Annotated in this window: 12 protein-coding genes; 7 read left to right on the top strand and 5 right to left on the bottom strand. The window is 70.3% G+C overall.

The genetic code is table 11. The features are described from left to right. Nucleotides 1-55 precede the first annotated feature (55 nt). A complete protein-coding gene (locus WPS_RS00835; RefSeq protein WP_317995978.1) occupies nucleotides 56-925 on the top strand; it encodes a DUF92 domain-containing protein in 870 nt (289 codons plus the stop codon). Between the two features lie 75 nt (nucleotides 926-1,000). After that, nucleotides 1,001-2,557, top strand: coding sequence for a DHA2 family efflux MFS transporter permease subunit (locus tag WPS_RS00830; RefSeq protein WP_317995977.1), 1,557 nt, complete (start codon nucleotides 1,001-1,003; stop codon nucleotides 2,555-2,557). Between the two features lie 12 nt (nucleotides 2,558-2,569). Here WPS_RS00830 and WPS_RS00825 read toward each other — a convergent pair whose 3' ends face one another. After that, complete coding sequence (locus tag WPS_RS00825; protein WP_317995976.1) at nucleotides 2,570-2,836, bottom strand: glutaredoxin family protein; 267 nt, start codon at nucleotides 2,834-2,836, stop codon at nucleotides 2,570-2,572. Between the two features lie 58 nt (nucleotides 2,837-2,894). On the opposite strand from WPS_RS00825, the gene WPS_RS00820 reads away from it, so the two are divergent. Next, on the top strand, nucleotides 2,895-3,650 hold the full coding sequence (locus WPS_RS00820; protein WP_317995975.1) for a hypothetical protein: 756 nt from the start codon (nucleotides 2,895-2,897) through the stop codon (nucleotides 3,648-3,650). Nucleotides 3,651-3,658: 8 nt separating this feature from the next. On the opposite strand, the gene WPS_RS00815 is transcribed toward WPS_RS00820, so the two are convergent. After that, nucleotides 3,659-4,756, bottom strand: a complete 1,098-nt coding sequence (locus tag WPS_RS00815) for an Ldh family oxidoreductase (protein ID WP_317995974.1) — start codon at nucleotides 4,754-4,756, stop codon at nucleotides 3,659-3,661. A gap of 69 nt (nucleotides 4,757-4,825) precedes the next feature. Between WPS_RS00815 and WPS_RS00810 the strand changes: the two genes are divergently transcribed. The 4 genes from WPS_RS00810 to WPS_RS00795 are packed head-to-tail and all read left to right on the top strand — an operon-like array spanning nucleotide 4,826 to nucleotide 9,276. Further along, entirely contained in the window at nucleotides 4,826-5,935 is a 1,110-nt protein-coding gene (locus tag WPS_RS00810) for a diguanylate cyclase domain-containing protein (RefSeq protein WP_317995973.1), read from the top strand. Continuing rightward, nucleotides 5,932-7,338 (top strand): FAD-binding oxidoreductase, encoded by a 1,407-nt coding sequence (locus WPS_RS00805; RefSeq protein WP_317995972.1) that lies wholly within the window; start codon nucleotides 5,932-5,934, stop codon nucleotides 7,336-7,338. The genes WPS_RS00810 and WPS_RS00805 overlap by 4 nt, the downstream gene beginning before the upstream one ends. After that, nucleotides 7,335-8,834 (top strand): glycerol kinase GlpK, encoded by a 1,500-nt coding sequence (glpK, locus tag WPS_RS00800; protein WP_317995971.1) that lies wholly within the window; start codon nucleotides 7,335-7,337, stop codon nucleotides 8,832-8,834. Before WPS_RS00805 ends, glpK begins: the two co-directional genes overlap by 4 nt. 34 nt (nucleotides 8,835-8,868) lie before the next feature. Next, entirely contained in the window at nucleotides 8,869-9,276 is a 408-nt protein-coding gene (locus tag WPS_RS00795; protein ID WP_317995970.1) for a hypothetical protein, read from the top strand. On the opposite strand, the gene WPS_RS00790 is transcribed toward WPS_RS00795, so the two are convergent. The 3 genes from WPS_RS00790 to rocF all read right to left on the bottom strand — a co-directional run bounded on the left by WPS_RS00790 (nucleotide 9,273) and on the right by rocF (nucleotide 11,091). Beyond that, on the bottom strand, nucleotides 9,273-9,716 hold the full coding sequence (locus WPS_RS00790; RefSeq protein WP_317997582.1) for a DUF5069 domain-containing protein: 444 nt from the start codon (nucleotides 9,714-9,716) through the stop codon (nucleotides 9,273-9,275). The two genes, WPS_RS00795 and WPS_RS00790, sit on opposite strands and share 4 nt — an antisense overlap. 2 nt (nucleotides 9,717-9,718) lie before the next feature. Continuing rightward, on the bottom strand, nucleotides 9,719-10,105 hold the full coding sequence (locus WPS_RS00785) for a CPCC family cysteine-rich protein (RefSeq protein WP_317995969.1): 387 nt from the start codon (nucleotides 10,103-10,105) through the stop codon (nucleotides 9,719-9,721). A gap of 80 nt (nucleotides 10,106-10,185) precedes the next feature. Continuing rightward, the gene (gene rocF / locus WPS_RS00780) at nucleotides 10,186-11,091 is read right to left on the bottom strand and encodes an arginase (RefSeq protein ID WP_317995968.1); all 906 of its coding nucleotides are present in this window, start codon (nucleotides 11,089-11,091) and stop codon (nucleotides 10,186-10,188) included. Between the last annotated feature and the right edge of the window lie 31 nt (nucleotides 11,092-11,122).

The following is an 11,122-nucleotide window of genomic DNA, read 5'->3' as shown; positions in this document are numbered from 1 at the left end:
ACACGCCCTCCCACCAGCATGCTTTCGCCGCGACGTCTGCATCTCGGCTGACGCCGTGCGGCCGCTCGACCTCCTGATCGGCGCGCTCTTCGCCGGCGCGATCGCGCTCGCAGCCCGGCGCACGCACGCACTGACGACCGGCGGCGCGCTCGCCGCCTTCGCCGTCGGGACCGTGACGTACGCGAGCGGGACGCTCGGCTTCACGTTCGTCCTGCTCGCGTTCTTCGTCCCCTCGGTCGTGCTCTCGCGGGTCGGAAAGCGCCGCAAACGTGCGCTGGTCGACATCGGGAAAGCGGGCGCTCGCGATGCGATGCAGGTGCTGGCGAACGGCGGCGTCGCGACGCTGTGCGCTGCAGCGTGGGCGTTCACGTACGACGTGCGTTGGGCGGCGGCGTTCGCGGGAGCGTACGCCGCTGCGACCGCCGATACGTGGGGGACGGAGATCGGAACGCTCGCGCGCGGGGCCCCGCGCTCGATCGTGACCGGGAAGCGCGTGCCGGCCGGCATCTCCGGCGGGATAACGCGCGCGGGATCGCTCGCCGAGGCGGCAGGCGCCGCGTGGCTGGCGCTCGCCGGAACGGCCGGGATCGCGGTGGCCTACGCGCTGGGCTCGCGAGGACACGCGACCATCTGGGCGTTCGGCGAGCCGGCGACGGCGATTGGGCTGGTCGCAGGCGGGATCGCGCTGGGGGGCGTCGCGGGCGCGCTCGTCGACTCGCTGCTGGGCGCGTCGCTGCAGGAGTTGCGGTTCTGCGACGCCTGCGGACGCTCGTGCGAGACCGACCCGCACGTCTGCGGCGCACCGACGCGCCTGATGCGCGGCGTCCGCGGCGTCTCGAACGATGCGGTCAACCTGCTGGCTACCCTGGCCGGCGCCGCCGTCGCCTTCGCCCTCGCCGCCGAAGCCGCGATCACGTCGCGCTAACGTCACGCCGACGCGCGAAACCGAAGTCGGGCTGGAGATGATCCCAGACCTCGTGCCCTCTTTTCCGCGGAACCCATGGCTGCGAACGTAAGCGCGGAGCGCGACGTCAGCGAATCCGGTGCGCGCCTGATCCTCATCACGGCGGGGATCATGGCGGCGACGCTGATGCAGACGCTCGACACGACGATCGTCAACGTCGCGCTGCCGACGATTCAAGGCAACCTCGGTGCCTCGCAGGATCAGGGCGCGTGGGTCGTGACCGGCTACATCATCTCGGCGGTCATCGTCATCCCGCTCACGCCGTGGCTGCAAGCGCGCTTCGGCCGCAAGCAGTACTACGCGACGGCGATCATCGGATTCACGATCGCGTCGATGCTCTGCGGCGTCGCCGGATCGATCCAGCAGCTGATCCTCTACCGCGTGCTGCAGGGCGCGTTCGGCGGCGGGCTCGTCGCGACGGGCCAGGCGGCGCTGCGCGACACGTTTCCGCGCCGCCTGCTCGGCGCATCGCAAGCGGTCTTCGCGCTCGGCGCGATCGTCGGTCCGTCGATCGGTCCGACGGTCGGCGGCTGGCTGACCGACAACTTCTCATGGAACTACGTCTTCTTCATCAACCTGGCGCCCGGGATCTTCGCGGCGTTCATCATCCTGACGATGATGCGCAATCCCGGCGACCCGAAGGCGATCCCGATCGACGGCCTGGGTCTCGCGCTGCTCGCGGTCGGACTCGGTTCGCTGCAGTACATCCTCGACGAGGGTCAGCGCAACGACTGGTTCTCCGATCCGGTGATCCGGTTCTTCGGCTTCACCGCGGCGACCGGACTGATCGCATTCGTCTTCTGGGAACTCTTTGGGACGAAGCGGCCGATCGTCGATCTGCGTGCCCTGCGGTATCGCGCCGTCGCGGCAGGGAGCGCGCTCGGCTTCGCGATTGGTTCGGTGCTGTTCGGCGCGACGGTGATCCTGCCGCAGTACGTGCAAGGTCTCCTCGGCTTCACCGCGACGCTCTCCGGCGAGCTGATCTTCGTGCGCGCCGCGTTCATCGCGCTGCTCACGCCGTTCATCGCGCGCGTCGCGGGCTCCGGCCGGATCGACACGCGCATCCTGCTCGTCACCGGCTTCGCGCTGATCGGCGTCTCGCAGATCTGGCTCGGGTACATCACCACCTCGCAGAACGACTTCGGGTCGCTCGTCGGCCCCGCGATCATGGCCGGGATCGGCCTGGGTCTGCTGTTCGTGCCGATCAACATCGCGGTGCTCAGCGCGATCCCGCCGGAAATCGTCCCAAAGGCGACGTCATTTCAAGCGCTCTCGCTGCAGCTCGGCGGTTCGTTCTCGACGGCGGCGCTCGTCACGCTGCTCGCGCGGCGCAGTGCGTTCCACCAGTCGGTGCTCGCGCAGAGCGCGGTGGCGAGCAATCCGGCGCTGCAGGTCCTCGAAGGGCAGATGCACAGTGCGACCGCCGCGGTCGGCAACATGGACCGGCTGATCCTGCAGCAGGCGTCGGTGATGGCGTACGCCGACGCGCAGTGGGCGCTCGGCGCGCTGACGTTCTTCTTGCTGCCGCTCGTCTTCGTGCTGCCGCGCCGCCGCAAAGGTGCGGCGGCGCCGGCCAATATTCCGATGGAGTGACGCGGAGGCGCGTCAGCTCGCGGCTTGCGCTCCCGCGCCGTACTTGCGCTCGAGATACGGAATGATGTCGTCGTCGTCGTCGAGGACGACGTCGCCGTCGACGAGGACCGGGATCGAGGTCTGACCCGACGCGGCCTTCACCTCGTGCCGCTCGGCATGCGAGTAGGGCACGTTGACGGTTTTGTAGTCGAGCAGCAAGTCGGTCATCTTCTTGCGCACGCGCGCGCAGTACGAACACCACTCGGCCTGATAGAGCACCATCTCGGTTGAACGACCCATGTCGCCTCACTAAGAGGAGCCGGCGCGAAAAAAGGTTGCAGGCTGCGCGCCGTCGGACTTGAGCGGTCCCACGGCGATGGTGCACGGCGGCTTCCCCTCACGGCGTGACCGCACTGCGATCGGCCTCTCGATCGCCGCTCACGTCTGTGCGCTCGCCGTCCTTGCCGCGCTGCCCCGCCCGGCGTTCACCCCGGACGTCCCCGACGAACGCGTCCTGCTGGCGACGATGATCCGGATCGAGCATCGCGAGACGCCGCGCCCCGCGCCGGTCGTGCGCGCCGCGCCGCCGCTCGCCGCAGCCGCGCTCTCCCGGCCGCCGCTGCTGCACGTCGCGCATACCGTCGCGCACGCGCAGCGCGCGCTGGTCGTCGCATCGGAGAGACGCTTTTCGCCTCGCGCGTTCCGCGCGACCGTCGCCAAGCATGTCGCCGCGCAGGCGGTCGTCGCGGTCCTCGCCACGCCGGCGGCGGCGCCGACGGCCGTCGCCGCGGGGACGGCCGCCGCGACGGCGTCCCCCGTGCCCAGCCCGCTCGCCGCCGTGCGCGACGACGGGATCGGCAACTTCGGCGAAACCTATCCCGCCGCGGTCGATCCGTCGGCGCGCGGCGCGCTGTTCGGCGGGATCGCCGGACCGTTTCTGATCCGCATCACCGTCGACGAGACGGGCCGCGCGACCTCGATCGAGTTCGTGCGCGCACCGGCGGATCCGGGAGCGACCGCGGAGTTGCGCAGCCGCCTGATGACGGCGCGGTTCATCCCCGCGGCGTGCAACGGTCTGCGCTGCGCGGGGACGCTCGAACTTTCACACCAATAGCATCTTCGTCAGCGTTTTGCGATTTCGAACGGAAGACCGAGGTCGGCCGCCATCGACTGCAGGCCGTTCCACACCTTCGCGTGCACCGGCACGCCGTGCGCGCGATTGAACAGCGTCTTCTCGTGTTCGATCTCGCCCGCGACGTAGATGCGATCCTGACCGGGCGCCTTCGCCGAATCCTTGAACGCACGGAGTTCCGTGTCCATGTCGGCTTTGAACTGCAGGGGATCGCGAAACCCGCCGATCGTGAACGCGGCGAAGAAGTGCGAGATTCGTCCCGGCAACGGGCCGTCGTCGGGGAGCGGGAGATCGTTGCCGAACGCGCCGCCCGCGAGCACGCCGCAGAGGATCTCGACCAGCAGGCCGAGTCCGAAGCCTTTGTGGCCGCCGTTATCGACGCCGTAGCCGCCCAGCGGGAGGAGTGCGCCGGTCAGCGCCACCTGCGGATCGAGCGTCTCATTTCCTTCGCGATCGATCGCCCAGCCGGGCTTCAGCGGGGTTCCGCGCCGCTGGTAGACTTCGAGTTTCCCTTTGGGAACCGTCGTGGTGGCGAAATCGAGGACGAACGCGGGCTCGCGGTTCGCGGGGATCGCGAACGCAAGCGGATTCGTTCCGAGCATCACGTCGCGGCCGAACGTCGGCGCCGCAAAACGCACGCTGTTCGTCGACGCGATCCCGATCATGTCGCGTTCGAGGGCCTGCATCGCGTAGTACCCGGCGATCCCGAAGTGGTTCGAGTTGCGCACGGCACCGAACGCCGCGCCGTGCTCCGCGGCTTTGGCGAGCACCGCATCCATCGTCCGCTTCCCGGCGGGGTGGCCGAGGCCGTTGCCGGCGTCGACGAGGATCGACGTCGGCGTCTCCCGCACCGTCGTCACCGCCGGACGCGGATTGAGCCGCCCGGCCTGGATTCGCTTCACGTAGTACGGCTCGAGCCGCGCGACGCCGTGCGACTCGATTCCCCGCAGGTCGGCGGCGACGAGGACGTCGGCGACGATCGCCGCGTCCTCGCTCGATACCCCGACCTTCTCGAGGGCGGCGGCCGCAAACGCTCGGAGCGCCGGCTCGGAGGCGAGCCGGTATTCGGTCGTGATGACGTCGGCCATGCTCACAGTGTACCCCGCCGGACTCCTCGCGTGTAGGACCCCGGCCGAAAACGCCGGTAGGATGCAACGATGAAGTCCGCGCCAAGCCTCGTGCGGTATGCATCCGCAGCGGTGCTGGGGGCGTTCGCCATCGCCGCCGCCGTGGTGACGACGGTCGTCGCCTTCGATCAGATCTCCGCGCGGCAGCAGGGCAGCCGTGTCGCGATCGGCGCCGCGATCGCGGAACGCTCCGCGCTCGTCGCGCTCACCGATCAGGACACCGCGGTCCGCATCTACGTCAGTTCCGGCGACGCCTCGTTTCTCGAGCCGTACGCGCCGGGCCGTGATGCGTACGCGACGTACCGCGCCGCTCTGCCGCGGCTCAACGATCCCGACGCGAACGCCGCGCTCGACGAGTTCGTGCGCACCGGCGACGCGCTCGAGACCCGCTTCACCGACGAGTTGCGGACGATGCAGCGCGGCGACCGCCGGCAGGCGCTTGCGGCGCTACGCGCCCAGCGGACCGCATTCGACCAAGTCCGGCGTGCCGACCTGATCGCGATCGCGGCGCTGAAGGCGTCGCTCGATCAGGACAACGCCGCGATCGCGAGCGCAATCCTGCTGGCGCGCACGGTGATCATTACGACGGCGCTGCTGCTCGGACTCGCCGGCGCGCTCACCGCGCTGCTCGGATCGCAGGCGAGCGCCGCCGCCGCGCTCGCGCGCCGCGACGAATTGACGCGCCTCCCGAACCGCCGCGCGTTCGACGAGCGATTGACGGAGGTGTTGGGGGGCCGCGGGCCGGACGAACGGATCGGCGTGCTGTGGATCGATCTCGACCGTTTCAAGCCGATCAACGACCGGCTCGGTCATGCCGCCGGCGACATCGTGCTCGGGCTTTGCGGGGAGCGGATGCGCCGCGCGGTGCGTCCCAACGACTTCGTCGCCCGGATCGGCGGCGACGAGTTCGCGGTGATCTTGGAGAAGATCTCGTCGCGCGCCGACGCGCGCGCGATCGCCGAGCGCATCATCCGCGAGATTGAAGCCCCTTTCTCGATCGCGGGGACGAGCGTGACGATCAGCGCCAGCGTCGGCGACGCGGTCGTCCCCGACGACGCCGACGACGCGAAGGAGATCGTGCGCATCGCCGACGTCGCGATGTACCGCGTGAAGCAGACCCGCGGATCTTCACCGCCGTGATCGCCGCCGGCCTCATCGACGCGCTGCGCGAAGTTGTTCCGGACGGCGTCCTGACCGCCGCCGAAGACCTGATCGCCTACGGATTCGACGGGACGTTCTACGAACGGACCCCGCCGCTGGTCGTCCTGCCGTCGACGACGGCGCAGGTGTGCGCGATCCATCGCATCGCGACCGCGCGGCGGATCCCGCTCACGCCGCGCGCGATGGGGAGCGGCCTCTCGGGCGGCGCGGTCCCGCTCGACGGCAGCATCGTGCTGGGCGTCTCGCGGATGGATCGCGTCCTCGAGATCAGCGTCGACGACGGCGTCGCCGTCGTGCAGCCCGGCGTGATCACCGCGCACCTGCAGGCGCTGGTCGAAGCGCGCGGTCTGTTTTATCCGCCGGATCCGTCGAGCCTCAAGCAGAGCGCGATCGGCGGCAACGTCGCGGAGAACGCGGGCGGCGCGCGCGCGCTCAAATACGGCGTCACCGGCGACTACGTGCTCGCGCTCGAAGTCGTGCTGCCCGACGGTACGCCGATCCGCACCGGCGGCCGCACGGTGAAGAACGTGACCGGCTACGATCTGCGCCGGCTCTTCACCGGCGCGGAGGGGACGCTCGGCACGATCACCGAGATCACCCTCAAACTGCTGCCCAAGCCGCGCGTCAAGCGCACCGCGCTCGCCGTCTTCGATCGCATCGCCGATGCCGCGGATGCATCGACCGCCGTTCTCGCCGCAGGGATCGCGCCGGCCGCGATCGAGCTGCTCGACGCGCTGACGATGCGCTGCATCGCCGAGAACGGGGTGACCGGCTTGCCGCTCGACGCCGACGCGATCCTGATCTTCGGCGCCGACGGCAATCACGAGAGCGTCGTGAACGAGGACATCGCGGCGATCGGCGCGGTCGCGCGCGCACACGGCGCGCGCACCGTGACCGTCGCCGGTGACGACGCCGAATCGGAACGCCTGTGGAACGCGCGCCGATCGATCTCGCCGGCGCTGGCGCGGCGGCGTCCGAACAAACTCGGCGAGGACGTCTGCGTCCCGCGCAGCAAGGTGACGGCGATGGTGGCGCGCGTCCGCGCGATCGCCGCAGAGCACCGGCTCGAGATCCCGCTCTTCGGCCACATCGGCGACGGGAATCTCCATCCGAACATCCTGTGCGACAAGCGCGATCCCGAGGAGATGGCGCGCGTTGCGGCCGCGGCGCGCGCGATCTTCGAAGCCGCGGTGGAACTCGGGGGGACGCTCTCGGGCGAGCACGGGATCGGGCTGCTGAAGAAGCAGTTCATGGAGCTCGACGTCGGGACCGACGCGCTCGCGCTGATGCGCCGCATCAAGGCCGCGGTCGACCCGCTGGGGATCATGAACCCCGGCAAGATCTTTCCGGAACCCGGCGGCGCCGACGCGTTCCGGCTGTGATCGTCCTCGCGCTCGACGCGGGCACCACGAGTTCGCGCGCGATCGCGTTCGATCGCGACGGCGCGGTGCTGGGCTTCGACCAGCGCGAGCTCACGCAGTTCTTTCCGCGCCCCGGCTGGGTCGAGCACGATCCGCGCGAGATCTGGACGACGCAGCTCGAGACCGCGCGCGCCGCGCTGCGCAACGCCGGCGCAACCGCGGCCGACGTCGCCGCGATCGGGATCACCAACCAGCGCGAGACGGCAATCCTGTGGGATCGCGCGACCGGTGCGCCCGTCGCGCCCGCGATCGTATGGCAGGATCGCCGCACCGCCGACCGCTGCGATGCGCTGCGCGCGAACGGCCTCGAGCCGCTGATCCGCGCGCAGACCGGGCTCGTGCTCGATCCCTATTTCTCGGCGACGAAGATCGCGTGGCTGCTCGATCGCGTCGCCGGCCTGCGGGGACGCGCCGAGCGCGGCGAGATCGCGTTCGGCACCGTCGACGCGTGGCTGATCTGGAATTTCAGCGGCGGCTCTCGGCACGTCACCGACGTCACCAATGCGTCGCGCACGATGCTCTTCGACATCCGCCGCTTGACGTGGAGCGACGCGCTGCTCGACGCGTTCGCGATCCCGCGCGCGCTCCTCCCCGAGGTGCTGCCGTGCACGGCGGCGTTCGCAACCGCGGGCGCCGAGCATCTCGGTGCGCCGATCCTGATCGCCGGCGTCGCCGGCGACCAGCAGGCCGCGCTCGTCGGACAGGCGTGCTTCCGCGACGGGCTCGCGAAGTCGACGTACGGCACGGGTTCGTTCGTCGTTCTCAACACCGGCGCGCGCATCGTGGAGAGCGCACACGGCCTGCTCGCGACGATCGCATACGGTTTCACGCCGGGCGAGGCGACGTACGCGCTGGAGGGATCGGTCTTTGTCACCGGCGCCGCGGTGCAGTGGCTGCGCGACGGTCTGGGCATCATCGAGCGCGCGTCGGACGTGGAGCGGCTGGCGCGCACCGTCGACGACAACGGCGGCTGCTTCTTCGTTCCGGCGTTCACGGGCCTCGGAACTCCGTACTGGGATCCGCACGCGCGCGGGACGATCGTCGGCATCACCCGCGGGACGACGCGCGGACATCTCGCCCGCGCCGCGTTGGAGGCGATGGCGTTTCAGACCGCCGACGTGATCGACGCGATGGAGCGCGACGCCGGGCTCTCGCTGTGCGAGTTGCGCGTCGACGGCGGCGCCGCCGAAAACGATCTCGCGATGCAGTTCCAAGCCGACGTGCTCGGCGTCCCGGTGGTGCGTCCGTCGACCGCCGAGACGACCGCGCTGGGGGCCGCATATCTGGCGGGCTTGCAGGCCGGCTATTGGGAGGATCTCGGCGCGCTCGCGCGGCGGCGGCGCGAGCGGTCGCGATTCGTCCCGGCGATGCCGGCGCCGCAGCGAGCGGGGCTGCTCGCGCAGTGGCGGCGCGCCGTCGCGCGCAGCCGCGACTGGGAGCAGGCGCCCTCGTCCTGATCGCCCAAGCGCGTCGCAGCGAAAGGAGCGTGCCGTGGCCGACCACACCGCGTTTGCCGAGTTGCTGAGCGCGCTCGCGAAGGAGCAGGCGCGCACGCTCGTGATCGGCGGCCTGGCGAAGAAGCTGCACGGCGAGACCGCCGACGCCCACGACCACGCGCTGTGGTACGACGCCGACGACGACAACGCGCGGCGCGTCTACCGCGCGCTCTCACGCATCGGCGCCGAGCTCGACGGGATCGCGCCGGCCGACCTCGCCGATGTCGACTACGAGTTCCGTCACGGCGACGGCGACGGTGAGATCGCGCTCTACGGCGGCCTCGACGGGGTCACGTTTGCGGACGCCTGGGAAGGCCGGCTCGAGACGCGCTGGCGCGACGTGCCGATCTGCGTCCTCGGCCGCGACGCGCTGCGCGCCGCCGAACGCGCCGCGCGCCCTTAGGTCGCTGCGCCAGAACCCTTCGGCAGCCGGCCCTCTTCGAGATCGAGCAGGTCCACCCAGCGCGTGACGGCCGTATTGCCGGGATCGGCGGCTTGCAGCATCGCGTCGAAGTGCGCCTGCTGCTCGGGACGCGGTTCGAGATGTTCGATGAACGCGTTCATCCGCGCGATCGCCGCTTCGCTCGGCTGCAGCTCCTCGCGGATCCAGCGCAGCACGTCGTCGTCGTTCTTAGCGCGCGCGACGGCGTCGAGAAACTGCTGATCGCTGACGTGCAGCATCGTGAAGAGCACGCGGTTGATCCCGCAGTCGAAGTAGATGTAGCTGCCGAGCGTCCCCGCGAGCTGCGCGCGCGCCTTGTCGATCGCACGCGGCAGAATCGCGATCCCGCCGAGCCGCTCGCGCGGGCTGCGCGGAAATTCCTTGGTGAGATCGAGCGCCATCGTCACTCCAAATCGTCCATGAGCGCGCGCGCTTCCGCATCCGCTTCGGCGAAGGTCGCGTCGCCTTCGACGCTGCGGTCGTACGCGGCCGCGATCGCGCGCTTGACGTTCGACTGCGCGCGCTCGTGCTCGAAGTCGCGGTCGGTCGGACGGTACATCGTCGTGTACGCCGCGTAGTTCTCGCGTGCTTCGGTGAGCGAGTAGTCGTGGTTCGGGCCGCCCGCGACGGCGTCGGGGTCGCGCAGCGCACCGGGTGCGAACTCGGGATCGTCCTGACCGTCGTCTTCCCAGCCGCACAGCGCGCAGATCTCGCAGGCGGCCCGGCCGTTGATCGTCGGGTACGCGCAGCACGGGCACGTCGCGCGCGCGCCGTCGCGCTGTTCGCGCAAGCGCTGTTCGGGCGTGAGCTCCGGCGCGAGGACGTCTTCGAACGTTGCGCGCCGGAGGATGAAGGCGGCGCGGTCGAACGTCAGAGCGTCGTCTTTCCGAGCGCCGAGAGGATCAGTTCGACGGCCAGGATCGCCGTCTGATTCTCGCGGTCGAGGATCGGGTTGATCTCGGTGATCTCGAGCGAGCCGAGCGTCCCCGACGCCGCGACGCCCTCCATCAGCAGATGCGCTTCGCGATAGGTGATCCCGCCGCGCACCGGCGTACCGACGCCGGGCGCTTCCTGCGGATCGACGCCGTCCATGTCGAAGCTGACGTGCACCGAATGTTCGCCGTCGGCGACGATCGCAAGCGCCTCCGCGACCACACCGCTCATCCCGAGCCGGTCGACGTCGGCCATCGTGAACGCCTTCACGCCGAGCTCGCGGATGATCTTCTTCTCGCCCTCGTCGACGTCGCGCAGGCCGATGAACGCCATGCGGGCGGGATCGACCGCGTGCTCCTGCAGCGCGAAGTGCACCGGCATCCCGTGGACGTTGCCCGACGGCGAGGTGAGCGGGGTGTTGATGTCGCCGTGCGCGTCGACCCAGATTACGCCCGGCGCGCGCCCGCGCGCGCGCGCGACGCCGGCGATGGTCCCCATCGCGATCGAATGGTCTCCGCCCAGCACCAGCGGAAAGCCGCCGGCGCGCACGACGCCTTCGACGATCCCGGCGAGTTCGTCGCAGACCGCTTTGATGATCGGATAGTACTTGGCGTCGGCCTCGGCTTCGGTCGCCGACTCCGGCACCGGCACGCGCAGGTTGCCGTGATCCGTCACCTCGATCCCCAGCCGTTCGAGCGACTCCTTAAGGCGCGCATAACGTATCGCCGACGGGCCCATGTCGACCCCGCGGCGATCCGCGCCGAGATCCATCGGAACGCCGACGACGTCGACCTTCGCGACGCGTTTACGTTCGGCGGCTGCGGGCGCGGTTTGCGTGATCACGAAAGCCCCTTCGCCGCACGGACCGCCCGGC

The sequence above is a fragment of the Vulcanimicrobium alpinum genome, assembly GCF_027923555.1.
Lineage (GTDB): Bacteria > Vulcanimicrobiota > Vulcanimicrobiia > Vulcanimicrobiales > Vulcanimicrobiaceae > Vulcanimicrobium > Vulcanimicrobium alpinum.
Note: the sequence above shows the minus strand (reverse complement) of the source record. Positions and strands in the feature narration are given on the sequence as shown.

What these genes read in the sequence shown, in the direction of transcription:
- WPS_RS00830 (WP_317995977.1), top strand. Translation starts at nt 1,001, where the DNA reads ATGGCTGCGAACGTAAGCGCGGAGCGCGACGTCAGCGAATCCGGTGCG.
- WPS_RS00810 (WP_317995973.1), top strand. Translation starts at nt 4,826, where the DNA reads ATGAAGTCCGCGCCAAGCCTCGTGCGGTATGCATCCGCAGCGGTGCTG.
- WPS_RS00815 (WP_317995974.1), bottom strand. Translation starts at nt 4,756, where the DNA reads ATGGCCGACGTCATCACGACCGAATACCGGCTCGCCTCCGAGCCGGCG.
- WPS_RS00825 (WP_317995976.1), bottom strand. Translation starts at nt 2,836, where the DNA reads ATGGGTCGTTCAACCGAGATGGTGCTCTATCAGGCCGAGTGGTGTTCG.
- WPS_RS00790 (WP_317997582.1), bottom strand. Translation starts at nt 9,716, where the DNA reads ATGGCGCTCGATCTCACCAAGGAATTTCCGCGCAGCCCGCGCGAGCGG.